Source organism: Mycobacterium sp. E2989 (genome assembly GCF_001667595.1).
Taxonomy (GTDB): domain Bacteria; phylum Actinomycetota; class Actinomycetes; order Mycobacteriales; family Mycobacteriaceae; genus Mycobacterium.
Map to the genome: position 1 here is coordinate 69,079 of NZ_LZJX01000104.1, position 23,717 is coordinate 92,795.

The 23,717-nt window shown below is 69.6% G+C and carries 20 protein-coding genes; 9 read left to right on the top strand and 11 right to left on the bottom strand.

The genetic code is table 11. The features are described from left to right. From A5680_RS17900 to A5680_RS17910, 3 genes are all read right to left on the bottom strand, one after another. Entirely contained in the window at positions 1–903 is a 903-nt protein-coding gene (locus A5680_RS17900; RefSeq protein ID WP_067821683.1) for a 1,4-dihydroxy-2-naphthoyl-CoA synthase, read from the bottom strand. Further along, complete coding sequence (locus tag A5680_RS17905; RefSeq protein WP_067821686.1) at positions 900–1,364, bottom strand: nitroreductase family deazaflavin-dependent oxidoreductase; 465 nt, start codon at positions 1,362–1,364, stop codon at positions 900–902. The genes A5680_RS17900 and A5680_RS17905 overlap by 4 nt, the downstream gene beginning before the upstream one ends. A 102-nt stretch (positions 1,365–1,466) precedes the next feature. Further along, positions 1,467–2,348: an aldo/keto reductase gene (locus A5680_RS17910; protein ID WP_067821689.1), complete on the bottom strand. Its 882-nt coding sequence runs from the start codon at positions 2,346–2,348 to the stop codon at positions 1,467–1,469. 81 nt (positions 2,349–2,429) lie between these two features. Here A5680_RS17910 and A5680_RS17915 point away from each other — a divergent pair, with 81 nt between their 5' ends. Continuing rightward, positions 2,430–2,978 (top strand): TetR/AcrR family transcriptional regulator, encoded by a 549-nt coding sequence (locus A5680_RS17915; RefSeq protein ID WP_055403138.1) that lies wholly within the window; start codon positions 2,430–2,432, stop codon positions 2,976–2,978. Positions 2,979–3,048: 70 nt separating this feature from the next. Here A5680_RS17915 and fadD8 read toward each other — a convergent pair whose 3' ends face one another. After that, positions 3,049–4,650, bottom strand: a complete 1,602-nt coding sequence (gene fadD8 / locus A5680_RS17920) for a fatty-acid--CoA ligase FadD8 (protein WP_067821692.1) — start codon at positions 4,648–4,650, stop codon at positions 3,049–3,051. Between the two features lie 78 nt (positions 4,651–4,728). On the opposite strand from fadD8, the gene A5680_RS17925 reads away from it, so the two are divergent. The 7 genes from A5680_RS17925 (at position 4,729) to A5680_RS17955 (ending at position 12,298) form a co-directional block, all read left to right on the top strand. Next, positions 4,729–6,333 carry an amidohydrolase gene (locus A5680_RS17925; protein ID WP_067821696.1) on the top strand — a complete coding sequence of 535 codons (1,605 nt, stop codon included), beginning with the start codon at positions 4,729–4,731 and terminating at the stop codon, positions 6,331–6,333. Positions 6,334–6,383: 50 nt separating this feature from the next. Further along, the gene (locus tag A5680_RS17930; RefSeq protein ID WP_231633820.1) at positions 6,384–7,301 is read left to right on the top strand and encodes an o-succinylbenzoate synthase; all 918 of its coding nucleotides are present in this window, start codon (positions 6,384–6,386) and stop codon (positions 7,299–7,301) included. Continuing rightward, on the top strand, positions 7,298–8,080 hold the full coding sequence (locus A5680_RS17935) for an alpha/beta fold hydrolase (protein WP_055403134.1): 783 nt from the start codon (positions 7,298–7,300) through the stop codon (positions 8,078–8,080). Before A5680_RS17930 ends, A5680_RS17935 begins: the two co-directional genes overlap by 4 nt. Before the next feature lie 38 nt (positions 8,081–8,118). After that, positions 8,119–9,744 (top strand): 2-succinyl-5-enolpyruvyl-6-hydroxy-3-cyclohexene-1-carboxylic-acid synthase, encoded by a 1,626-nt coding sequence (gene menD / locus A5680_RS17940; RefSeq protein WP_067821699.1) that lies wholly within the window; start codon positions 8,119–8,121, stop codon positions 9,742–9,744. After that, positions 9,741–10,256 (top strand): DUF3592 domain-containing protein, encoded by a 516-nt coding sequence (locus tag A5680_RS17945; protein ID WP_067821701.1) that lies wholly within the window; start codon positions 9,741–9,743, stop codon positions 10,254–10,256. Before menD ends, A5680_RS17945 begins: the two co-directional genes overlap by 4 nt. A gap of 89 nt (positions 10,257–10,345) precedes the next feature. Then, positions 10,346–11,500, top strand: a complete 1,155-nt coding sequence (locus A5680_RS17950; protein ID WP_067821704.1) for a glycosyltransferase family 1 protein — start codon at positions 10,346–10,348, stop codon at positions 11,498–11,500. Between the two features lie 171 nt (positions 11,501–11,671). Continuing rightward, positions 11,672–12,298, top strand: coding sequence for an FHA domain-containing protein (locus A5680_RS17955; protein WP_055403130.1), 627 nt, complete (start codon positions 11,672–11,674; stop codon positions 12,296–12,298). A 42-nt stretch (positions 12,299–12,340) separates the two neighbouring features. Here A5680_RS17955 and A5680_RS17960 read toward each other — a convergent pair whose 3' ends face one another. From A5680_RS17960 to A5680_RS17985, 6 genes are all read right to left on the bottom strand, one after another. Next, positions 12,341–13,102, bottom strand: coding sequence for an RNA polymerase sigma factor (locus tag A5680_RS17960; RefSeq protein WP_082970414.1), 762 nt, complete (start codon positions 13,100–13,102; stop codon positions 12,341–12,343). 200 nt (positions 13,103–13,302) lie between these two features. Beyond that, a complete protein-coding gene (locus tag A5680_RS17965) occupies positions 13,303–13,488 on the bottom strand; it encodes a hypothetical protein (protein ID WP_055403129.1) in 186 nt (61 codons plus the stop codon). Between the two features lie 170 nt (positions 13,489–13,658). Continuing rightward, positions 13,659–13,895, bottom strand: a complete 237-nt coding sequence (locus A5680_RS17970) for a hypothetical protein (RefSeq protein WP_055403128.1) — start codon at positions 13,893–13,895, stop codon at positions 13,659–13,661. 89 nt (positions 13,896–13,984) lie between these two features. Beyond that, complete coding sequence (locus A5680_RS17975) at positions 13,985–17,059, bottom strand: lantibiotic dehydratase (RefSeq protein ID WP_067821710.1); 3,075 nt, start codon at positions 17,057–17,059, stop codon at positions 13,985–13,987. 9 nt (positions 17,060–17,068) lie between these two features. Beyond that, entirely contained in the window at positions 17,069–19,225 is a 2,157-nt protein-coding gene (locus A5680_RS17980; protein ID WP_067821713.1) for a peptidase domain-containing ABC transporter, read from the bottom strand. Continuing rightward, positions 19,222–19,674 carry a hypothetical protein gene (locus A5680_RS17985; protein ID WP_067821716.1) on the bottom strand — a complete coding sequence of 151 codons (453 nt, stop codon included), beginning with the start codon at positions 19,672–19,674 and terminating at the stop codon, positions 19,222–19,224. The genes A5680_RS17980 and A5680_RS17985 overlap by 4 nt, the downstream gene beginning before the upstream one ends. Before the next feature lie 169 nt (positions 19,675–19,843). On the opposite strand from A5680_RS17985, the gene A5680_RS17990 reads away from it, so the two are divergent. Beyond that, positions 19,844–22,450: an FAD-dependent oxidoreductase gene (locus tag A5680_RS17990; RefSeq protein WP_067821719.1), complete on the top strand. Its 2,607-nt coding sequence runs from the start codon at positions 19,844–19,846 to the stop codon at positions 22,448–22,450. Between the two features lie 15 nt (positions 22,451–22,465). On the opposite strand, the gene A5680_RS17995 is transcribed toward A5680_RS17990, so the two are convergent. Further along, positions 22,466–23,704 (bottom strand): cytochrome P450, encoded by a 1,239-nt coding sequence (locus tag A5680_RS17995; protein WP_067821723.1) that lies wholly within the window; start codon positions 23,702–23,704, stop codon positions 22,466–22,468. Positions 23,705–23,717: the final 13 nt, after the last annotated feature.

A 23,717-nucleotide genomic window follows, 5' to 3' on the forward strand; every position in this document is an offset into this window, starting at 1 on the left:
CTAGAAGTAGCGGGGGAACCGGCTCCAGTCGGGCGGGCGCTTCTCCAGGAAGGCGTCGCGGCCCTCGACGGCCTCGTCGGTCATGTACGCCAGCCGGGTCGCCTCGCCCGCGAACAGCTGCTGACCCACCAGCCCGTCGTCGAGCAAGTTGAAGGCGAACTTCAGCATCCGTTGCGCCTGAGGGGACTTCGCGTTGATCTCGGCCGCCCACTCGATGCCCGCCCGCTCCAGGTCGGCGTGGTCGATGACGGCGTTGACCGCGCCCATCTGGTGCATCTGCTCGGCGGTGTACGCGCGGCCCAGGAAGAAGATCTCCCGGGCGAACTTCTGGCCCACCTGCCGCGCCAGATACGCGCTGCCGTAGCCGCCGTCGAAGCTGCCGACGTCGGCGTCGGTCTGCTTGAAGCGGGCGTGCTCGCGGCTGGCCAGGGTGAGGTCGCAGACTACGTGCAGGCTGTGCCCGCCGCCGGCGGCCCACCCGTTGACCAGACAGATGACCACCTTGGGCATGAACCGGATCAGCCGCTGCACCTCGAGGATGTGCAGCCGGCCGGCGCGGGCGGTGTCGACGGTGTCGGCCGTTTCCCCGCTGGCGTATTGGTAGCCGCTGCGCCCGCGGATGCGCTGATCGCCGCCGGAGCAGAACGCCCAGCCGCCGTCCTTGGGCGAGGGCCCGTTGCCGGTCAGCAGCACCACGCCCACGTCGGGCGACATCCGCGCGTGGTCGAGCACCCGGTACAGCTCGTCGACGGTGTGCGGCCGGAACGCGTTGCGCACCTCGGGCCGGTCGAACGCCACCCGCACCGTGGCGTCGGCGACGTGGCGGTGGTAGGTGATGTCGGTCAGGCCGTCGAACCCGTCCACGGGCCGCCATTGGGCGGCGTCAAAGGGGTTGTCGGTCATGGCTTTTCAATCGGCTCGAAACGGAAGACCGCGCAGCGGCCGGCCAGCGCCTCGAACTCCTCGGGGCGGCCCTCGGTGACCAGTCCCGACCGCTTCATGAAGCCGACTCCCGTGGGCACCTCGGTGGGGAAGAGCCGCAGGATCGGCCGCGCGTCGTCGGCGGACAGTTCGGCCATCCGCACCCGCTGGACCTGCCGGCCGCGCGCGATCGTCGCCTCGCCGGCGGCCCGCACGTTGGCCACCCAGTCGGCGCCCGGGAACCCGGCGACGACGTACTGGTGGCCGTCGACGGTCATCGGGGTCACCGGCGTCGAGCGCGGCGCCCCGGACTTGCGGCCCTTGACGGTCAGCACGACGGGGCTCTCGCCACCGAAACTCATTCCCAGCCGCGACATCTGGATGAAGACCTTGTTGGCCGGCTTCAGCCACCACGGCGGCTTGATCGGCTTGCCGCTTCCCATAGCCCGCGACGTTACCCCGCGGCCGTAACGTGCCCAGTGTGCGGCCAGCCGCACATTCGAACGCGAGTGTGCGGCCAGCCGCACGCTCGGCGCAGTAACCAGCTAGCCGACGGCGGCCAGCCTTGCCAGCGCGTCGGCGTCCAGGGTGACGTCGCCCGCGCCGAGGTTCTCCTCGAGGTGCTCGACCGATCGCGTGCCCGGAATCAGCAACGTGTTCGGCGCGTGCGCCAGCAGCCACGCCAAGCCGACCTGGGCGCCGGTGACGCCGAGTTGGCCTGCTATGTCCACGACCACCGGATGGTCGGCGACCTTCGGGAAACCCGGAAACGCCGATCCCAGCGGGAAGTAGGGCACCCAGGCGATACCCTCCGACTTGCAGAGGTCCAGCGTGGCTTCCTGCGAGCGGTCGAACAGGCTGTAGGCGTTCTGCACGCAGACGATCCCCGCCGGCAGCGCCCGCCGCACCACATCGAGCGGCACGCTGCTGATGCCGATCGCACCGATCTTGCCCTCGTCGCGCAGCGCGATCATCTCGGCGAGTTGGTCGTCGAGGTCGACGTCCTGGTCGCCCCCGGCGGCCGCAGCAGGCCCGAGGTCCATGCGCCGCAGGTTGACCACCGGGACGCAATCCAGGCCCAGTTGGCGCAGGTCGTCCTCGACCGCGGCGCGCAGTTCCGCGGGCTTCTGCGCCGCCGCCAGCGGTATCGGCTGTTCGCCGGTGAAGCGAGCACCGACCTTGCTGACGATGACGAGGTCGTCGGCGTAGGGGAACAGCGCCGCGCGAATCCGCCGATTCACCTCGCCGGGGCCGTAGAACGACGCGGTGTCGATGTGGTTGACGCCGAGTTCGACCGCGCGGCGCAGCACCGCGGCCGCGTCCTCGACGGATGCGCCCTCGAACAGCTGCATCGCGCCGTAGCCAACGCGGGCGACGGTCGACGCGCCGATGTTGCCGGGACCGCCCGGCTGTGGTTTGTCCGTCATGGTGCTCCCTGGTGTCACAATGGGGAAGATGCGGAGGATCCTCCGCTTATTCGACGGTAGCAGAAACGGAGGTGCCTCCGCTTGGCTGGGATCCGATCGGACGCCCGCCGGAATCGGGAGCGCCTGCTCGAGGTCGCGACGGCGGCGTTCGCCGCCGCCGAGGGGCGATCCGTATCGCTGGAGGCCATCGCGCGCGACGCCGGCGTGGGAATTGGCACGCTGTACCGCCATTTCCCGAATCGGGAGGCGCTCGTCGAGGCCATCTACCGCGCCGAGCTCGCCGAAGTGGCCGCGACGGCGGAACGGCTGCTCAAGCGGCATCCGCCCAGGGCTGCGCTGCGCCGCTGGATGGACCGCTATGCCGCCTTCGTGGCCGCCAAGCGCGGAATGGCCGAATCGCTGCACGCGATCTTCGACTCAGGCGCCATGCAGGCCAGCCAGACTCGCGACAGCATCGTCGGCGCCGTGGACCTGCTGTTGCGCGCCGGCGCCGAGGACGGGAGTCTGCGCCCCGATGTGCAGGCCGACGACGTGGTGTCCAGCCTGATCGGCATCTTCATGGCCAGCGGCTCGCCGGAGCAGACGGGCCGCATGCTCGACCTGCTGGCCGCGGGCATCGCCGCCGCCTGATCACCGAGCGTCACGCCAGCGCGACGGCAGCCGCTGAGCGCCGCGCTGGCGTGACGCTCGGCGCAAGCACTTAGCCCACGGCGCGCTCGGCGCCCTCCCAGAACCGCGCGCGCACGGCCTTCTTGTCGGGCTTGCCCAGCGCGGTCACCGGCACCGAATCGACGACGATCACCTGCTTGGGCGATTGCACCGAACCCTTGCGCTCCTTGACGGCGGACTGGATCTCGACGGTCACCCGCGCCACCGACTCCTCGTCGGAGGGATGGTCGGGCCGCAGCACGATCACGGCGGTGACGGCCTCGCCCCACTTCTCGTCCGGCGTGCCGATCACGCAGACCTGCGCGACGGCCGGGTGCTCGGCGACGACGTCCTCGACCTCGCGCGGGAACACGTTGAAGCCGCCGGTGACGATCATGTCCTTGACCCGGTCGACGATGAACCAGAAGCCGTCCTCGTCCTCCCGGGCCATGTCACCGGTGTGCAGCCAGCCGTCGGAGAACGTCTTGGCCGTCTCCTCCGGCAGGTTCCAGTAGCCGCCGCTCAAAAGCGGCCCGGACACGCAGATCTCGCCGACCTCGCCCTGCGGCACCGGGTTGCCGTCGCCGTCCAGCAGTGCCGTGCGGGCGAACAGGGTGGGTCGCCCGCAGGAGGTGAGCCGCTTCTCGTCGTGGTCCTTCTTGGCCAGATACGAGATCACCATCGGGGCTTCGGACTGCCCGTAGTACTGGGCGAAGATCGGCCCGAAGCGGCGAATGGCCTCGGCCAGCCGCACCGGGTTCATCGCCGAGGCGCCGTAATAGACGGTCTCCAGCGAGGACAGGTCCCGGGTGTGCGAATCGGGATGGTCCATCAGCGCGTAGATCATCGACGGCACCAGCATGGTCGCGGTGATCTTCTGCTCCTCGATCACCCGCAGCACCTCGGCCGGGTCGAACTTGGTCAGCACCACCAGCTCGCCGCCCTTGATGATGGTCGGCACGAAGAACGCCGCCCCGGCGTGCGACAGCGGGGTGCACATCAAAAAGCGCGGGTTTTCCGGCCACTCCCACTCGGCCAGCTGGATCGTGGTCATCGTGGTGATCGACTGCGCGGTCCCCAGCACCCCCTTGGGCTTGCCGGTGGTGCCGCCGGTGTAGGCCATCCCGCCGATGTGGTCGGGCGGAAGGTCGGCGGCCACCAACGGCTTGGGCGAATACTTCGCGGCCTCGGCCACCAGGTCCACCGCGGAATCGCCGAGCGCCCCGGGGACCGGGCCGATGGTCAGGATCTGCTTGAGGCCGGGCACCTTCTCCAGCAAGCCCAGCGCCCGCTCGACGAACATCGGGTTCGGGTCGATGATCAGCGACGTCACCCCGGCGTCGTTCAGCACGTAGGCGTGGTCGTCCAGCGAGCCCAGCGGGTGCAGCGCCACGCGCCGGTAACCCTGGGTCTGCCCGGCGCCGATGATCATCAGCACCTCGGGCCGGTTCAGCGACAGCAGCCCGACGGTCGCGCCGGTGCCCGCGCCCAGCGCCTCGAACGCCTGGATGTACTGGCTGATCCGCTCGGCGAGCTGGCCACCGGTCAGCGTGGTGTCGCCGAGGTGCAGCACCGGCTTGTCCTTGTTGCGTTTGAGCGCACCTACGGTCAGGTGTCCGGAATGAATGGGATGGCGCAGTAGCTCGTCACTCATGAGGCCAAGACTAGAACGTGTTGCAGTTTTAGTCAGCCACCCCCTCAACCGACGCCTTGATCACTAGCATCCCTGGACATGGCCGCCGCAGATCTCGTCGTCACCGGAACCGTGCTGACCGTCGACGAGAAGCGGCCCACCGCCGAGGCGCTCGCCGTCGCCGACGGCCGCATCGTGGCCGTCGGCACCCGCGCCGAAATCGAGGCGCACCTCGGCCCGGACACCCGGACCATCAACGTCGGTGACGGCTGCGTCATGCCGGGATTCGTTGAGGCGCATGGCCATCCGCTGATGGAGGCGCTGGCGCTGAGCGACCGGATCGTCGACATCCGACCCGTCACGCTGCCCGACGCCGACGACGTCGTCGCCGCGGTCCGCCGCGAAGTCGCCGCCCGGGGTGCCGACGGCGCCTACCTCAACGGCTGGGATCCGCTGCTGCAGCGCGGGTTGCCGCAGCCGACGCTGGACTGGCTCGACGAAACCGCGCCCGACGGGCCGCTGGTCATCATCCACAACTCCGGGCACAAGGCCTACTTCAACTCGCATGCCGCCCGTCGGTCCGGATTGACCCGCGACACCCCCGATCCCAAGGGCGCGCGATTCGGCCGCGACGCGCGCGGCGACCTGGACGGCTCCGCCGAGGAGACCGGCGCGGTGTTTCCGCTGCTGACCGGGGCCATCGCGCCCGAAGACTATCCGGCGATGCTGCTCGCCGAGTGCGCCCGGCTCAACCGCGCCGGCCTGACCACCTGCTCCGAGATGGCCTTCGACCCGGCGTTCGGTCCGGTGGTCGAGCGGCTGCGCGGCGACCTCACGGTCCGGCTGCGCACCTACGAGATCTCCAACCCGCAGATGCGCACCGACGCCACCCCCGGCCAGGGCGACGACATGGTGCGCCGGGTCGGCATCAAGATCTGGGTGGACGGCTCCCCGTGGGTCGGCAACATCGCCCTGTCCTTTCCCTACCTGGACACCGACGCCACCCGCACCATCGGGGTGCCGCCCGGCTCCTGCGGGCACGCCAACTACACCCGCGAACAGCTCAGCGAGATCGTCGGCGCCTACTTCCCGCTGGGCTGGCCGATGGCCTGCCACGTGCAGGGCGACGCCGGCGTCGACACCATCCTCGACGTCTACGAGGAGGCGCTCAAGCTCCACCCGCGCGACGATCACCGGCTGCGCCTCGAGCACGTCGGCGCCATCCGGCCCGAGCAGCTGCGGCGCGCCGCCGACCTCGGCGTCACCTGCAGCATCTTCGTCGACCAGATCCACTACTGGGGCGACATCATCGTCGACGGCCTGTTCGGTCCCGAGCGCGGATCCCGTTGGATGCCAGCGGGTTCCGCGGTGGCCACGGGCATGCGGATCTCGTTGCACAACGACCCGCCGGTAACCCCCGAGGAGCCGCTGCGCAACATCAGCGTGGCCGTCACCCGCACGGCGCCCAGCGGCCGGGTGCTGGCGCCCGAGGAACGGTTGACGGTCGAGCAGGCCATCCGCGCGCAGACCATCGACGCGGCCTGGCAGCTGTTCTCCGACGACGTGGTCGGCTCGCTGGAGGTCGGCAAGTACGCCGACCTGGTGGTGCTGTCGGCCGACCCGCGAACCGTCCCGCCCGAGCGGATCGCCGACCTCGAGGTGCGCGCGACGTTTCTGGCGGGTCGCCAGGTCTACGGCGCGTGAAGCCGACGCTGGAGGAGCTGCTGGCGCGCCTGCACGTGGTCGCGCTGCCGATGCGGGTGCGGTTCCGCGGCATCACCACCCGGGAGGTCGCCCTCATCGAGGGCCCCGCCGGCTGGGGGGAGTTCGGGGCCTTTCTGGAGTACGAGCCGCCGGAGGCCGCGCACTGGCTGGCCGCCGGCATCGAGGCGGCCTACCGCCCCCCGCCGCCGCCGCTGCGCGACCGCATCCCGATCAACGCCACCGTGCCGGCCGTCGACGCCGCCCGGGTGGGTGAGGTGCTGGCCCGGTTCCCCGGCGCCCGGACGGCCAAGGTGAAGGTCGCCGAGCCCGGCCAGACGCTGGCCGACGACGTCGAGCGGGTCAACGCCGTGCGCAAACTCGTGCCGACCGTGCGGGTGGACGCCAACGGCGGCTGGAGCGTCGAGCAAGCGGCCAGGGCGGCCGCCGCACTGACCGCCGACGGCCCGCTGGAGTACCTCGAGCAGCCCTGCGCGACGGTCGGCGAACTCGCCGCGCTGCGCGCGCGGGTCGACGTGCCGATCGCCGCCGACGAAAGCATCCGCAAGGCCGACGACCCGCTCGCCGTCGTCCGCGCCCGCGCCGCCGACGTCGCGGTCCTCAAAGTCGCTCCGCTGGGCGGCATTTCGGCCATGCTGTCGATCGCCGCGCAGATCGACATCCCGGTCGTGGTCTCCAGCGCGATCGACTCGGCGGTCGGCATAAGCCAGGGGCTGGCGGCGGCCGCCGCGCTGCCCGCGTTGCGCCATGCCTGCGGCCTGGGCACCGGCGGGCTGTTCGTGCGGGATGTGGCGGACGTCGCCCCGCCCGTCGACGGCACCCTGGCGGTCGGGCCGGTGACGCCGGATCCGGAGCGACTCCGCGCGCTGGCCGCGGCCCCGGAGCGGCGGCAGTGGTGGATCGACCGGGTCAAGGCCTGCCACCCGCTGCTTGTACCGTCGTCCGAGTGATCAACCTGGCTTACGACGACCGCGGCTCCGGCGAGCCGGTGGTGTTCATCAGCGGCCACGGCGGTGCCGGTCGGACCTGGCACCCGTATCAGCTGCCGGCGTTCCTGGCCGCCGGCTACCGCGTCATCACCTTCGACAACCGCGGAATCGGCGCCACCGAGAACGCGCAGGGTTTCACGACGCAAACGATGGTGGCCGACACCGCGGCGCTGATCGAGGGCCTCGACGCCGCCCCGGCCCGCATCGTGGGGATGTCGATGGGGGCGTTCATCGCCCAGGAGCTCATGCTCGCCCGGCCCGAATTGGTCAGCTCCGCGGTGTTGATGGGCACCCGGGGCCGCATGGACAAGGCGCGCCAGTTCTTCCGCGACGCCGAGGCCGAACTCAGCGACGCCGGCGTCCAGTTGCCGAACTCCTACGACGCGAAAATCCGTCTGTTGGAGAACTTTTCGCGCAAGACGCTCAACGACGACGTCGCCGTGGCGGACTGGATCGCGATGTTCTCCATGTGGCCGATGAAGTCCACCCCCGGTACCCGCTGCCAGCTCGACGTCGCCCCGTACACCAACCGGCTGCCCGCCTACCGCGCCATCGCGACCCCGGTGCTGGTGATCGGCTTCTCCGACGACGTGCTGACGCCGCCCTACCTGGGGCGCGAGGTCGCCGACGCGCTGCCCAACGGCCGGTACGTGCAGATCCCCGACGCCGGTCACCTGGGTTTCTTCGAGCGCCCGGACGCCGTCAACGAGGCCGCGCTGAAGTTCTTCGCCGGCAACTGAGCCCGGCCCCGGTCGGCGGGTTGTGACAGGCTGTAGGAGTGAACCCCTCGACGACACAGGCCCGCGTCGTCGTCGACGAGCTGATTCGCGGCGGCGTCCGCGACGTCGTGCTCTGCCCGGGGTCGCGCAACGCGCCGCTGGCGTTCGCGCTGCAGGACGCCGACCGATCCGGGCGGATCCGGCTGCACGTCCGCATCGACGAGCGCACCGCCGGCTACCTGGCCATCGGGCTGGCGATCGCCGCCGGCGCCCCGGTGTGTGTCGCCATGACGTCGGGCACCGCCGTGGCCAACCTGGGACCGGCCGTGGTGGAGGCCAACTACGCGCGGGTGCCGCTGATCGTGTTGTCGGCCAACCGGCCCTACGAGATGCTGGGCACCGGGGCCAACCAGACCATGGAGCAGCTGGGCTACTTCGGCACCCAGGTCCGCGCCGCCATCAGCCTGGGCCTGGCCGAGGACGCGCCCGAGCGGCTGGACGGGCTCAACGCCACCTGGCGATCGGCCACCTGCCGAGTCTTGGCCGCCGCCACGGGATCTCGCACCGCCAATGCCGGGCCGGTGCAGTTCGACATCCCGTTGCGCGAACCGCTGGTGCCCGATCCCGAGCCCCACGGCGCCACCGTTCCGCCGGGACGGCCCGACGGACGCCCGTGGACCTACACCCCGGCCGTCACCTTCGACCAGCCGCTGGACATCGACCTCTCGCCCGACACCATCGTCATCGCCGGACACGGCGCCGGCACGCACCCCAACCTCGCCGAGTTGCCGACGGTCGCCGAGCCCACGGCGCCGGCCCCCACCAACCCCCTGCACCCGCTGGCCCTGCCGCTGCTGCGGCCCAAGCAGGTGATCATGCTCGGCCGCCCTACCCTGCACCGGCCGGTATCGGCGTTGCTGGCCGACCCGCAGGTTCCGGTGTACGCGCTGACCACCGGGCCGCGCTGGCCGGACGCCTCGGGCAACTCCCAGGCCACCGGGACGCGGGCGGTCACCAGCGGCACGCCGAATCCGGCCTGGTTGAGGCGCTGCGCGGAGGTCAACCGGCACGCGATCGAGGCCGTGCGAGGGCAGCTGAAGGCGCACCCGCTGACCACGGGTTTGCACGTGGCGGCCGCGGTGGCCGACGCGCTGCGTCCGGGGGACCAGCTGGTGCTCGGGGCGTCGAACCCGGTTCGCGACGCGGCCCTGGTCGGCCTGGACACCCACGGCATCCGGGTCCGCTCCAACCGCGGGGTCGCCGGCATCGACGGCACGGTGTCCACCGCGATCGGGGCCGCCCTCGCCTACGAGGGGCGCACCGTCGCGCTGATCGGCGATCTGACGTTCGTCCACGACAGCTCCGGGCTGCTGATCGGCCCCACCGAGCCGACCCCGCGCCAGTTGACCATCGTGGTCTCCAACGACAACGGCGGCGGTATCTTCGAGCTGCTCGAGCAGGGTGACCCGCGGTTCTCCGACGTGTCCTCGCGCATCTTCGGCACGCCGCACGACGTCGACGTGGGCGCGCTGTGTCGGGCCTATCACGTCGAGAGCCGTCAGATCGAGGCCGACCAATTGAGCGCGGCGCTCGACGAACCGCCCACCGGGATGCGGGTATTGGAGGTCAAGGCCGACCGGTCGTCGCTGCGACAGCTGCATGCCGCCATCAAGGCCGCCCTGTGACGAGCCCAAAAGCGTTACTGCGCATCCTGATTCACGGGCGCAGCGACGAGCCGCCGCAGACCCCGGCGAGGATCGCGTTGCGCTGGGCTCGGATCGCGGTGCTCATCGTCACCGGCCTGGTCACGCTGCAGTCGGTCCTGTTGGTCGCCGGCGCATGGCGCGACGACCTTGCGATTCAACACAACATGGGGGTGGCGCAGGCCGAGGTGCTCAGCGCCGGGCCGCGCCGCTCCACCATCGAATTCGTCACCCCCGAGCGGGTCACGTATCGTCCCGAACTCGGCGTGCTGTACCCGTCGCACCTGGCGACCGGGATGCGGATCTACGTCGAATACAACAAGAACGACCCCAACCTGGTTCGCGTGCAGCACCGCAATGCCGGGCTGGCCATCATCCCGGCGGGGTCCATCGCGGTGGTGTGCTGGCTGGTGGCCGCCGTCCTCCTGGTGGGGCTGGCGCTGCTGGACAAGCTGCTGGATCGCCGGCCCGAGGCGAAGATCACACCCGCCTAGCTGGGGTTCACTGCGCCCGACCAGCAGATTTCGCGTGACGTATGCCCGCAGGCAACCTTCGCGACAGCCGGTGCTGAGACCGTAGTGTCGTGCGCGTTGCCATCGTCGCCGAATCGTTCCTGCCGGAAGTCAACGGTGTCAGCAACTCGGTGATCCGGGTCCTCGAGCATCTGCGTCGGACCGGTCACGAAGCCCTGGTCGTCGCGCCCGACACCCCTCCCGGTGCGGCTCCGGCGGATCGTATCTACGACGGGATTCGGGTGCACCGAGTCCCGTCGCGCATGTTCCCCAAGGTGACCACGCTGCCCCTGGGCGTGCCGACACCCCGGATGGTGAGCGTGTTGCGCGGGTTCGACCCGCACGTCGTGCATTTGGCGTCGCCGGCGTTGCTCGGCTACGGCGGTGTCAAGGCGGCCCGCTGGCTGGGCGTGCCGACGGTCGCCGTGTATCAAACGGACGTACCGGGTTTCGCGGCAAGCTATGGCATCCCCATGACGCAACGGGCCGCGTGGGCGTGGTTCCGGCACCTGCACAGCCTCGCCGACCGCACGCTGGCGCCGTCCAGCGTAACCATCGAATCCCTTGTGGCGCACCGTTTTCCCCGGGTGCACCACTGGGCCCGCGGTGTCGACGTGCTGCGGTTCGCCCCGTCGGCCCGCGACGAGGCGCTCAGGCGGCGATGGTCGCCGCACGGCAAGCCGATCGTCGGGTTCGTCGGCCGGCTGGCGCCCGAGAAGCACGTGGAGCGGTTGGCCCCGCTGGCGGCGCGCGACGAACTGCAACTCGTCATCGTCGGTGACGGTGTCGACCGGAACAAGCTGCAAAAAGCAATGCCGACGGCGGTTTTCACCGGCGCGCTGTACGGCGAAGAGCTCGCCGTGGCATACGCCAGCATGGATGTCTTCGTGCATCCCGGCGAACACGAGACGTTCTGCCAAGTCGTGCAAGAAGCGCTGGCGTCGGGGTTGCCGGTGATCGCCCCCGACGCCGGCGGCCCACGCGACCTTGTCACGCCGTGGCGCACCGGTTTGTTACTGGGCGTCGACGAGTTCGAGGCGAGGCTGCCCGCGGCCGTCACCCACCTGATCGACGAGCGCCACCGCTACGCGCTGGCGGCCCGGCGCAGCGTGCTCGGCCGCAGTTGGCCGGTGATCTGCGACGAGCTGCTCGGCCACTACGAGGCGGTGTTGTCGCCGTTCGCCCGCAAGCGGATGTTCGCCAAGCGGTACGCCCAGGGCGGTTGAGCTGCCGGGCGGCGCCGCGCCGCCCAACGTTTGCTGTCCTCATCCTGACTTAATATTCTCGCGGCAGCGCATTGCGTTCTAACATCCAAGTTTGGTGCGACGCGTTTGGCGGACGGTTCTCGACCAGGCTTTGCGTTGGGGGTCAGAATTGGCCTGATAGGAGGGGTCAGTATGTCTTCCCATCTGGAGGTCTGGAAGCCGTCAGGACGCGAGCTGGTGGCACTCAGTGGTGAGCGAGTGACGCTCGGCAAGTCTTTGACCAATGCGGTGGCGCTCGAGCACGACGCGACTGTGTCCCGCGTGCACGCGGTCTTGGAGAACTTCGGGCAGGCCTGGTCCGTGCGGGATCTGGGTAGCCGCAACGGCACCTTTGTCAACGGGGAAAAGATCGCGGCAGAACGGATCCTGCGGTCCGGAGACGAATTGCGGCTCGGCAGTTCACGGTTGGTCTTCTGGATGACAAGGGGACCCGACGAAGCGCCGGGTGATCAAGAAACCGAGACGGGTAAGTCGATCTTGCGACCGCCCCGGATGACCGCGCGCGAATTCGAGGTCCTCAAGGCTTTGTGCCGTCCCTTCGTCTCCGATGACCCGTTTCCCGAGCCCGCATCCGTACGTCGGGTAGCCCAGGAGTTATTCGTTACCGAGGCGGCCGTCAAGCAACATCTGCAACACCTGTACGACAAGTTCGGCATCACCACCGAGGGAGATCGCCGCGTCCGGCTAGCCAACGCGGCCATCCGGCTCGGGGCCGTCAACCGTTCCATGCTGCGTGAGCGTCGTCCGCAGCAACGGTGACCGGGAGGGACGTTCCGGCGGGGCCACCGCGGCCGTGTGCGATCACGACACCTTGTCGAGCACCCCGCCACCCAGCAGGGCTACGGCGCTGAGCGCACTGCGGCGGTATTCGTCGCAGGCGGGGCATGAATCGATGTGGCGCGCAACGCGTTTGCGCATCAGGACGTTGAACTCCTGGTCCCAGCCGGCCAGGTCTGCGGTGAGCCGAGGGCATCCGGTTTGGGCGCTGCGCCGGGCCACCAACAGTGCGCCCAGCGAGCGCTCGATGGTGTCGCGCAGCCGCTGCAGGAGCTTTTTGGTGGAGTCGTAGCTCATGCCCAGCGCCTGCGCGAGCTCGGTTCCGGCCAGGCCGCGACGGTAGGCAAGCTCCAACACCTGGCGGTCGCGCTCGGACAATCCCTGGGCCGCCTGGGCGATCAGTTGAGCGAGTTCGTTGCGCGCCGTCAGCGTGAAGGGCCCCGGACCGGTTGCCGCATCGTCGGGCAGCTCGTCGTAGGCGGCCTCGCGGCGGCGTCCGGCCGCGATTCTCAGCGCGCTGCGACGGGCGATGGCGTAGAGCCACGGCCTCAGCTTGTCCGCGTCGCGCAGCTTCGGCAACTCCGTTGTCGCGGTGCAGAAGACCTCCTGCACGCAGTCAGAGGCCGCGTGGCGATCGCGCAGTATGCCCAGGCAGTAGGCGTGCAGCGGGGCGGCGTACCGGTTGTAGATCCCGGCCAAGGCCCCGCGGTCGCCGGCCGCCGCAGCGCGGGCGAGGTCGGCGTCGCTGACGATGCGGCTGTTCGGAAGTGTGGTCATGGAAGTCATGACTGAAATGCTCGGTGATTGTAGATGAGTTCGTAATCACCGCGGTGGCCAGTTTCCGCTCCCGCGCGGGAAGGGTTTACTACCCATTTGGTAAGGGCCCGATGGGCCGGCCCCGGCACCCGAGCACGCGAACGACCACCGCCCCTAACCGATGTGACGGTTAGGGGCGGCGGCGACGATTTTGACGTGTTTGGTGCAGCTCACGCCTTCGTTTTGGTGTGGGCCGTCCGCGTGCCGGTGCCGTTCCCGGTGCCGGTTCCCGTGCCGTTTCCGGTGCCGGTACCGGTGCCGTTGCCGCGGCCGCCGTGCGCGAAGCGCAGCTCGTCGGCGGTCAGGGTGCGGATGCTCTGGCGGCGCAGCGCGAGCTTGTCGTGATTGATACTCATCGGATCTTTCCTTCTTAGTGATTCGTTGACGGCGAGCCCGGGCGGGCCCACTCATAGGTAGGAGCGCCGGCGCCGTCGAAGGGTGACATCTTTTTGCATGCCACGACAACGAGGACTGCCCCACAATCGATACGGAATCGCTTGTGGGGCAGTTTCTTTCGGGCGGGCGGCTAGGCCACGGTGACCGTCTGTTGGGGTAGATCCGTGGCCGTCAGCGTCGGATTGGTGCGGGTGCCGGTGTGGGTCCCGGTGGTGGGCACCGTGGTGTGCTTGGTGGTCTTGCCCGTGCCGTTGCCGCCGCCGGTACCGTTGCCGCCCTCGCCGCCGTGGGCCATGCGCAGCTCGTCGGCCGTCAGGGCGCGAATGCTCTGCCGGCGCAGGACCAGCTTGGCGTGGTTGGTGTTCATTGTCTTCTCCTTGTTGTGATTTGTGTTGGCGCGGACCGGGTTTGGCCCGTGCTCACAGGTAGGAGCGACGAAACGGGCGAAACGTGACGCTATTTGGCCCGCGCCAACTGGCTCGCATAGTGGCGATCGAGGAAGCTCAGCAGGATGAGTTCGTGGGTGCGGGCGGCCGAGCGCAGCAGCCGCACGGCGTTCAGGTGACTGAAGCTGTGCAGCAGGTCCGAATAGGACTGGGTCAGCCCACCGGACTCGCAGAGGTCCGCCAGCTCCGCAAGCAGCGGCACCAGCCGCTCGGATCGCCGCCCGAACGCTTGGCGCGCGGACTCGTACGGGTGCTCCTTGGTGTCATCGAGCAGCGCTGTGACGTCGGCGCGCTCGCGGCGCCAGCGCTGCCCGATCCCGGGGTCCAGGTTGGCCGCGTTGGGGTATTCAAGCCGGTAGCCGGCAGCCCCGCTCCTGGCCCACTCGCGGCGCTCCCGGATGTCCAGGCCCGCGTCGGCCAGGAGGCGGTCGGTGGCGTACAGGCACAGCTTCCAGCGGGCGTCGGCCGCCTCGTCGCCGCAGGGGTCAAGCAGGTCCAGCACCTGCAGCACGGCCTCGCTGTCGACGGCGTGGATGTGCTCGGCCAGTTCGATGCCGGCGTCGCCGCCGTACCGTTCGATCTCGCGGTGGTAGGTGTCGGTGGCCAGCTTCCATACCGTGCCGTCGGCGAGGTGGGGGGCGAGCGCGTCGGTCAGTGCCGGTAAGGCGTGGTCACGCAGTGCCGCGGGGTTACCATGCAACCGAAGCCGCAGGTGATGTTCGGGGTCGGCATAGCGCAGGAAGAACCAGTGGTCGACTACGCCGCCTTCGCGCAGCTTCGCGATGACGGGTCCGACGGTGTCGGTCAGGATGCGATCCGCGGACGCGGTACCCGCGTACGCCTTGAGGTAGAGCCACTGACTGCCGGGCGCGAAGGTCCGGTGCGCCTTGGGCGCGGTCCACGATCTGGGGGCGGGTGCCGGCTCGCCGCGGCGGACGAACGGCACGATGAGTTCGTGGGCGAACCGGCCCTGCGGCCCGGTGGCGACCCCGGTGGGCAGGACCTCCTCGACGATCGCCTCACTCCGCCCGCGGAGCACCTTCGCGGCCGCGGCGGTCAGGACCGGGCTGGCGGTGTCGACGTACAGGCGGTTGTCACCGTCGGCGATGAGCAGCTGGCCGGGTAGCCCCCGCTGGCGGGTGAGGGCCGCCCAGCCGGGCACGGCGTCGGGTTTGGTGACCAGGGAGATCTCGTCCGCCGACAGCCGCCAGCGGGCCCGCGCCAACACCAGGCGCCCGGAGGTGACCCGCGGCAACGTCGGCGCCCCGGAGAGGGCGCCCCAATCCCACGCGAGTCCGCCGGTTACGCCGTCGCTTTGCAGCGCGGCGAGAAACCGGTACACCCCGAAACCGCGCCACGCCGGATTGTGCGCGGTGGTCAGCCGCGGCCTGACTTCGGCGCCCAGCCGCGGGCTATAGAGGACGACGCGGTCACCCTCGAGCCGCACGGTCAGCTCGTCGACGCCGAGCTGACGGTCCGCGGGTGAGCCCGAACGCCCCAACAGCACCAGTTCGTAGTCGCGCAGCACCGGCCGGGCCAAGACGTTGCCCACCCGGCCTTCCGGCAAATGGATGATTTCGGCGAACACCACCCCGGGCGACTGCGCCTCCTCGGCACGCAAATGGTTTCGGACCGCGTCGGACAGGCGGGGATCGCCGTGACAGAACCGGCCGAGCAGCTGCGCCCCCGAAGGCCCGTAGGCACAGTCGATCTCGACGCCGTCCTCGAGCAGGCTGGCATTGACGGCCAGACCGTCGGGCAACGGCGCCGGCGACGGCGAGGACGACTCGAGTCGAGCGACTGTCGCGGCGTCGAGCTCGAGACTCGCGGCGCCACTGTCGCGAACGCGCATGACTAGGTCGAGCAATGCCGCGTCGCGGGCGGCGAACGCGTAGTGCGGCGCCGGGCCACCCAGGTCCATGCCCTCCAGCAGCGGCGACTCGTCGGCCGCCGGGTGCGTCGACGCGTCGAACCCGATGCCCATCTCCTCGTCGAGCGCCTCCATCAGGGCGACCTCGCGGTCCTCGTAACGCGCCGCGAACTGCTGCTTGAAGCGGGTCAGCGCCGGATCCTCGCCGCCCGTGGACAGCCGATGCAGCAGTTGCACGCCCTCGGTCAGCAGCCGCACGGTGTCCGACCCCAGGGTCAAACCCGAGCCCGCCCGGTGCAGGTCGACCTGGACCAGCCGCGCCTCGTCTCCCGCACCGGCCAGCTCGAGCAGCGTCGCGGCGACCGCCTCGTAGGCCTCCGGCGGATTGCCGATCCCGGCGGCGTCCAGACCGGCGAGCTCCTCGCATACGCGCCGCAACGCCTCCGACGTCGCGGCGAAGTCCGGCCCGCTCAGCGACGACATCAGCTGCGTCAGCGGTTCGGCGCCCGTCACCGCGGGCTCGGCCACCGGTGTCAGGACCTTGGCCTCGATCAGGGCGTCGACGTATTCGCGGGCCTCGTCGCGCTCGACCCCGACCCCTTCGGCAACGGCCTCGACGACTCGGTCCACCACGCGGCCGCCGGCGGCCGCCTCCAGCGCACACCGCAACGGCGCGTCGTCCTCGACCACGACCAGGTGATGCGTGCGACGGCCGTCGCGAAGCCGGCTTTCGATGAGCCGCATGGCGCCCGCCGCGTGGTAGCGGCTGGAGTTGGGTTCCACCTTCATCGACGGCCGTGTCGCCGGGTCGGCCAGTAGCCGTTCCACCAGCGCGGCCAGCACCTCCGTGTCGGGTCGGCTGTGCCGGCTCACCCCCTCCGGACCGTCGACCACCAGCGCGGTAGCTCCCGGTTCCGGACTCACCTTCCCCAGCGAGCAGCCGGCGAAGAGCCCGAATGGTGTTGCGCGGGTGCACATGCGGGCCAGGTAAGCGGTCACAGAGGCGATCACTCGGGCGTCCGGATCGCCCGCCACCAAGCGGCGCGTCAACCCCGGCGAGGCGAGGTGCAGCGCCTCCCGAATCTCCGGCCGCGCGACCAGGCTGCGCCAGTAGGTGGAGTCGGCGCGCAGGCGGTCCAATTCCTCCAGTGGGAGCAACGGCGCCCGCATCACGAAGAAGCCACTCGGATTCAGTGCGGATGTCGATTCGTTCATTTCCAGCTCCTAATGGGTCGTCTCGCCGACGAGTTGTCCGGCTACGAGTTGTGCGTAATGACCACCAGCGGCCATCAGGTCGAGGTGAGACCCGGCCTCGACCACCCGGCCCTTGTCCATCACCACGATCTGGTCGGCGTCGATCACGGTGGCCAGTCGGTGCGCGATCACGATGACGGTGCAGCCGAGTCGGGCGATGTTGGCGTGGACCCTGGCCTCGGTGACGGTGTCGAGGCTGCTCGTCGCCTCGTCGAGCAACAAGATCCGCGGCCGGGGAGCGAGCGCGCGCGCCAGGGCAAGCCGTTGGCGTTGACCACCCGAGAGCGATGCGCCCGCGTCGACGAGCGGGGTATCGAATCCCATTGGCATCGCGCGGATATCGTCGGCGATGCCGGCCAGCTCCGCGGCTGACTCGAGCCGTTCCAGCGGCAGGCCGGGGTTGCCCAGCACCAGGTTGTCGCGAATCGGCAGCCCGAAGATATAGGGGTCTTGGGTCACCACGCCAATTTGGGAGCGCACGCTGCGCGGGTGCAGGGCGGCAAGGTCCATGCCGTCGAGCAGGACGCGGCCCTCCGAGGGGGCGTAGAGACCCAAGAGCAGCCGGCCGAGCGTGGATTTGCCTGAGCCGGAACGCCCGACGATGGCCAGGACCTGTCCGGGGCGCACCTCGAGGCTGGCGTCGTTGACGACCGGTGGGCCGTGGGGGTCGTAGCGGAAGGTGAGTCGTTCGGCGCGTACCGACCCGGTGAGCTCCGGCGCATGCCGCAGCTCGCGACCGGCGGTTTCGGTGGGGGTGTTGAACACGTCGTCGAGGCGGGCCAGATAGCTGCCGAGCAGCTGCACCTGCAACGCGGTGGCGACCAGAATGCCCAGTGGCTCAAGGAATCCCGTTGCCAGCGCGGCCAGGGCGAGCATGGTGCCCAGCGACAGCTGCCCGCCGGATGTCAGGGCGGCGCCAACCAGCAGCACCGCGATGGGGGACAACAGCGCCAGGCCGTGGATCGCGGTCGACACGAGGGCCTCCAGTCGCCCTCGGCGCAGCGAGACGTTCATTTCGGCGACGAACAGGTTGGTCCAGTGAGAAACGGCGCGACGCTCCGCGCCGGCGGCCTTGAGCGTCTCGACGGCCGAAAACATTTCGTAGGCATAGGACTGCGAGCGGGCCTCGGTGGCCAGTGCCTCGCCCATCAGGTGCTGGTTGCGGCGGCGCGCCGCGAACAGCACGGCGACTTGGGCAGCACCCAGCCCGCAGACGAGGAGGCCCAGGGTCGGCGACAGGACGAATATGACGACCAGGTAGAGGGTGGCCAGCGTGCCGTCGAGTAGCGCGGAGATGGTGCCCGTGGTGAGGATCTCGCGAACGGTGGCGTTGCTGCGCAATCGCATCATCAGGTCCCCCGAGGAGCGCTTCATGAAGAAGGCGTACGGCAGGTCCACCAGGTGCTCGAGGAAGTCGAGCGTCATGTCGACGTCCAGGCGGCTGCGCAGCCGTAACAGCAGCTGGGCGCGCAGATACGTCGCGAGCACCGAATAGCCGATCAGCGCGGCCATCACGGCGGCCAGCACTTTCAGCAAGCGCCCGTCGTCATTGGGCACCACCCGATCGACGATCACGCCGGTCAGCGCCGGCACCGCCAGCGCCATCACCCGCACCACCACCGAGGTGACCAGCACGCGGGCGATTCCGCTCGACCGGGCCAGCAGGCGCCGGGCGTGATGCAACGCCCCCGGGGCCTTCCGGCCACCGGCCGCGAAACTGTCGCCGGGCTCCAGCATGACCGCGACGCCGCTGTAGAGGTCGTTGACGGTGCCCCAGCTGAGCCGGTAGCGGCCGGCGGCCGGATCGACAATGGTCACGCCGCGCTGTGACGTCGAGTCGAGAACAACGAAATGTGCTGCACCCCAATGTAATATGGTGCCCCGCGGCAGGTCCCGAAGGTCGTCGAGCTCGGTGGCAACCCCTCGGGCGCGCAACCCGTACGCCGATGCGGCCTCGGCTAGCCGCAACGCGTCCACGCCGTCGCGCCCGGTTCCGGTGGCTTCGTGCATCTCGGTGAGCGAAACGTGGCGCCCGTGATAGCCGAGCGCCATGGCCAGCGCGGCGGCACCGCAGTCGGCCATCTCGGCCTGCGCGATGTACGGGATCGCCCGCGTCCGTCCCTTCACCGCAGCCTCGGCATCAGCACGCCGATCAGCCGGCGCCGTCCCTGCGGGACAACAAGCTCACCGGCCGGTGCCGAAACGGGACGGGCCAATTCGGCCTTCACCTCGGTCGCGGTCACATCGACGACGACGCCCTGCGTCGTGCCGGAGGGGTCTCGGAACTGGACGGGCGCACCCGGTGGGGGCGGTGTCACCCCCTCACGGCTCGCCGTGACCCAGACGCCTTGAGCGACGGCTGGTAGCGCCTCGGTCTGCGCGACGCTGACGGTACCGGCGTACACCGCGCCCGCTGCCAACAGCACGGTGAGTGCGACAAGGCCCGGGTTCACCCACCCCTGCTGCTTGATGAGTTCACCGGGGCGGCTCGCAGCGGACTGGCGGTCGCGCCACCGCTCACGAAACACCGGCTGATGGCGGCCCGGGCGGTCATCGCTGTTTCGGTCGGTTTCCATCCGTCGCTCCTAGGTGGCGGTCGGCCCCAATTGGGCCTCGTTGACGGGTAGGAGCTTGAGCGGCGCGAGACGGTGACGCATTTTGCCGATGCTCGTCGGCCCCGGTCGGCAGCAAAGCGAGTATTGCCGTACTCAAGACAGCCGCCGGGTGTGGCGGGATCATCGGACGATGACCGATACAGCCAGCACAGACCGGCTGCGGCCGGACGTCGACGTCGTCGTGGTGGGCGCGGGTATCGCGGGCCTGTACCTTGCCTACCGGCTAAGTCGGTCCGGTTACCGATTCCGCGTCTTCGAGGCGGGCGACGACCTCGGCGGCACCTGGTACTGGAACCGCTATCCGGGCGCCCGGGTCGACGTGCCCAGCGTCGACTACATGTACAGCTTCGATCCCGACTGGCGCCGCGACTGGCAGTGGTCGGAGAAGTACGCCACCCAGCCGGAGATCCTGCGGTACCTCAATCACGTCGCCGACAAGCACGACCTGCGCCGCCACATCACCTTCTCGACGCGGGTGCAGCGGGCGAGCTGGGACGACGATGCCTCGTTGTGGCGGATCGCCACCGGCGCGGGGGATCAGCTCACCTGTCGTTTCGTCGTGATGGCCACGGGCTGCCTTTCCGCGCCGAAGCCGCCCGAGGTCGACGGACTCGAGCGGTTCGCCGGCGACGTGTACTTCACCAGCAACTGGCCGCACGAGCCGGTGGATTTCCGCGGCAAGCGGGTGGCGGTGATCGGCACGGGATCCTCTGGCGTGCAATCGATTCCGATCATCGCCCAGCAAGCGCGAGAACTGGTGGTCTTTCAGCGGACCCCGAATTTTTCGATCCCGGCGCGCAACGGCCCGTTGTCGGCCGAGAAGCTCGCGCAAACGGCGAATGAGGCGGAATACCGTGCGGCGGCAAGGATTTCACCGGCCGGCATTCCGATGGAGCGAAGCATTACCCCGACCTTCAGCGTGTCGGAGGCCGAACGGCAACGACGTTACGAGCAAGTCTGGACCGGCGGCCTGCTGTTCGAATCGGTGAACGCATTCTCCGATGTGATGAGCAACGCCGCGGCCAACGCCGACTTCGCAGAGTTCTTCCGCAACAAGATCCGCGCCATCGTCGACGATCCGCAGACGGCGGCCGATCTATGCCCCACCGATCACCCCGTCGCGGGGAAACGGCCCTGCCTGGACACGAACTACTACGCCACCTACAACCTGCCGCACGTGCGCCTGGTCAACGTCCGCAAGCACCCCATCCGGCAAGTCACGGAAACGGGCATCGACACCGTCGACGAGTCGTTCGCCCTGGACGCGATCGTCTTCGCCACCGGTTTCGACGCCGTCACCGGCGCGCTGACCGCCGTCGACTTCCGGGGCCGAAACGACGTGGCGCTCAAGGACAAATGGGCGCACGGCCCGCAGACGTACCTCGGGCTGAGCACGGCCGGCTTTCCCAACCTGTTTTTCATCACCGGCCCCGGTAGCCCCTCGGTGCTGACGAATATGGTCGTGTCGATCGAACAGCACGCGGACTGGGTGCTCGACTGCCTCGGTTACCTGGGCGCGGAAGGTTTCGAGGTCATCGAGCCCACCGAAACGGCCGAAGCCGGGTGGACGCAACACGTCAACGACTGCGCCGACATCACGCTCTACCCGTCGGCGAACTCGTGGTACATGGGCGCCAATGTGCCCGGAAAGCCGCGGGTTTTCCTGGCCTATTGCGCGGGCCTGGACTTCTACCGCGCCGGCTGTGATGAGGTTGTCGCCCGGGACTATCTGGGTTTCCGCCTGTCCGGTCCCGCCGGCTCTCGGTGCAACGACGGGGTGGTGCGCCGGTTGCAGCCGGACGTGGAGATGGTCCTCAACGCCGCGGCGGAGATGAACCTGCCGCCGATGGAATCGATGGCCGTCGAGGACGCCCGCGCGTTGTACGCGCAGATGTCGATGGTTCGGCCGCCGGGACCCGATGTCGGCGAGATCGTCGACGGTGTGTTGTCCGGCGCCGCCGGCGATTTGGCGTACCGGCTCTACCGGCCCACTACCGCGGGCCCGCACCCGGTGGTCGTGTATTTCCATGGCGGGGGCTACGTTCTCGGTGACGCCGCCTCGGATGATCCACTGTGCCGCGACCTGTGCGCGCGAAGCGGCGCCATGGTGGTCTCGGCGGACTACCGTCATGCGCCCGAGCATCGCTTCCCTGCGGCCGTCGACGACGCGATGGCCGCGGTGCGGTGGGTCGCCGACAACGCCGGGGCGCTCGGCGGGATCCCGGGTCGGTTGGCGGTGTGCGGCTGGAGCGCGGGCGGAGGCCTCGCGGCCGTGGTGTGCCGGCTGGCGCGGGACATGAACGGCCCGACGATCGCGGGCCAGGTGTTGTTGACGCCCGTGACGTCCGGCGACATGACGCGCGCATCCTTCATCGAGAATGCGGACGGCTACGGCCTCACGACGCCGCTACTTCGCTGGTTCTACGACCATTACATCGACGCGGCGGATCGCGACGATCCGCGATTCGCCCCCTTGACTGCCGTCGACCTGTCCGGGCTGCCGCCGGCGATCGTGGTGACCGCCGAGTTCGATCCCCTGCGCGACGTCGGCGAGGCCTACGCCGCCGCGCTCGAAGCGGCGGGCGTACCGACCGAGCATGTGCGCGCTCGGGGCCACACCCACCTGTCGCCGGCCATGGTCGACGTGGTCATCTCGGGTGCACCGGTGCGGACGCGGATGGCCGATTCGCTGCGCGAATTCTTTGCGGCAGCACCGATTTCGCACTCAATGGCCTGATTGCCGACGCGACGGTCAGCTGTACTGGCTGAATTTGATCGTCAACGTTGCCGGTCCGCTGAGCCCGGTGAGGGGCTTCCACGGGGCGGGTCCGGTGCGGTGGGCGTTGGGCATGCGCCGCGTGATGACCGCCAGGGCCTCGGCGAGCTCGAGCCGCGCGAGGTTGGCGCCCAGGCAGTAGTGCATGCCGGCGCCGAACGTCTGCATCGGCGGGGCCCCCGCCCGGGTGATGTCGAGGCGGTCGGGTTCGTCGTAGACGGCGGGATCGCGGTTGGCGGCGGCGGTGTTCGCGATGACCAGGGTGCCGGCGGGGATTGCGACCCCGGCGATTTCGACGTCCTCGAGCGCGATGCGCAAGGTGGCGCCAACGACCGGTGAATGCCGCATGGTCTCTTCGACCGCGCCGTTCGCGAGCTCGGGATGCTCGGCGAGCAACGTCCACTCGTCGGGGCGGTCGCACAGCGCGTGTACCGAGGCGGCCAGCTGGTTGCGGGTGGTGTCGGTGCCGGCCATCAGCAGGCCCGCCACCAGCATCCGCAGCTCATCGGCGGTGAGGTGGTCGCCGTCGTCTTCGGCGCGGATCAGGTCGGAGATCAGGTCGTCGGTCAGGTTGTGGCGGCGCTGCGCGACCATGCCGTCGATGTAGGCGTCGAGCTCGTCCCACGCGGCCAAGATGCTGCGCTGGTGGGCGGCGACGTCCCAGCTGAAGACCTTGAAGATGTCGTCGGTCCACTCCGAGAACAGCTTCCAGTCCCCGGCCGGGGCGCCCAACAACGCGCAGATGATCGGGATGGGGTACTGGCGGGCGATGTCGACGACCACCTCGCAGCGCCCGGCTGCGATGTGGTGGTCGATCAGTTCGTTGATCACGTCGGTGATCGTCGTACGCAGCCGCGCGGTGGCTCGTGGGGTGAAGGCTTTGGACACCAGCCGGCGCAGCCGGTGGTGCTCGGCCCCGTCGAGGCTGATCAGGTTGGTCGCGACGCGCTCCCACAGCGGGCCGGAGGTGATGCCCTGCGAGGCAAGGAACATGCCCTGGGGCACGCGGAATCGCGGGTCGCGCAAGACGGTTCGAACCAGTTCGTAGGTCAGCAATTCCGGGCCGTGCGGGCCGATGGCGATCGACGCTTGCTGGCGCGCGCCGCGGATGATCGCGTGGGCCTCCTCGATGCTGCGGCAATGCTCGTAGTCGATCGTGGGAAGGCCGGCATCAAACACACTCGGGCAGGTCGGCGCGTCAACCGTGATGGTCATGGTGGTCCCCGTG

What these genes read in the sequence shown, in the direction of transcription:
- A5680_RS17985 (WP_067821716.1), bottom strand. Translation starts at nt 19,674, where the DNA reads ATGGAAACCGACCGAAACAGCGATGACCGCCCGGGCCGCCATCAGCCG.
- A5680_RS17965 (WP_055403129.1), bottom strand. Translation starts at nt 13,488, where the DNA reads ATGAGTATCAATCACGACAAGCTCGCGCTGCGCCGCCAGAGCATCCGC.
- A5680_RS17995 (WP_067821723.1), bottom strand. Translation starts at nt 23,704, where the DNA reads ATGACCATCACGGTTGACGCGCCGACCTGCCCGAGTGTGTTTGATGCC.
- A5680_RS17975 (WP_067821710.1), bottom strand. Translation starts at nt 17,059, where the DNA reads ATGAACGAATCGACATCCGCACTGAATCCGAGTGGCTTCTTCGTGATG.
- A5680_RS17955 (WP_055403130.1), top strand. Translation starts at nt 11,672, where the DNA reads ATGTCTTCCCATCTGGAGGTCTGGAAGCCGTCAGGACGCGAGCTGGTG.
- A5680_RS17970 (WP_055403128.1), bottom strand. Translation starts at nt 13,895, where the DNA reads ATGAACACCAACCACGCCAAGCTGGTCCTGCGCCGGCAGAGCATTCGC.
- fadD8 (WP_067821692.1), bottom strand. Translation starts at nt 4,650, where the DNA reads ATGAGTGACGAGCTACTGCGCCATCCCATTCATTCCGGACACCTGACC.
- A5680_RS17925 (WP_067821696.1), top strand. Translation starts at nt 4,729, where the DNA reads ATGGCCGCCGCAGATCTCGTCGTCACCGGAACCGTGCTGACCGTCGAC.
- A5680_RS17905 (WP_067821686.1), bottom strand. Translation starts at nt 1,364, where the DNA reads ATGGGAAGCGGCAAGCCGATCAAGCCGCCGTGGTGGCTGAAGCCGGCC.
- A5680_RS17910 (WP_067821689.1), bottom strand. Translation starts at nt 2,348, where the DNA reads ATGACGGACAAACCACAGCCGGGCGGTCCCGGCAACATCGGCGCGTCG.
- A5680_RS17900 (WP_067821683.1), bottom strand. Translation starts at nt 903, where the DNA reads ATGACCGACAACCCCTTTGACGCCGCCCAATGGCGGCCCGTGGACGGG.
- A5680_RS17960 (WP_082970414.1), bottom strand. Translation starts at nt 13,102, where the DNA reads ATGACTTCCATGACCACACTTCCGAACAGCCGCATCGTCAGCGACGCC.
- A5680_RS17930 (WP_231633820.1), top strand. Translation starts at nt 6,384, where the DNA reads ATGCGGGTGCGGTTCCGCGGCATCACCACCCGGGAGGTCGCCCTCATC.
- A5680_RS17990 (WP_067821719.1), top strand. Translation starts at nt 19,844, where the DNA reads ATGACCGATACAGCCAGCACAGACCGGCTGCGGCCGGACGTCGACGTC.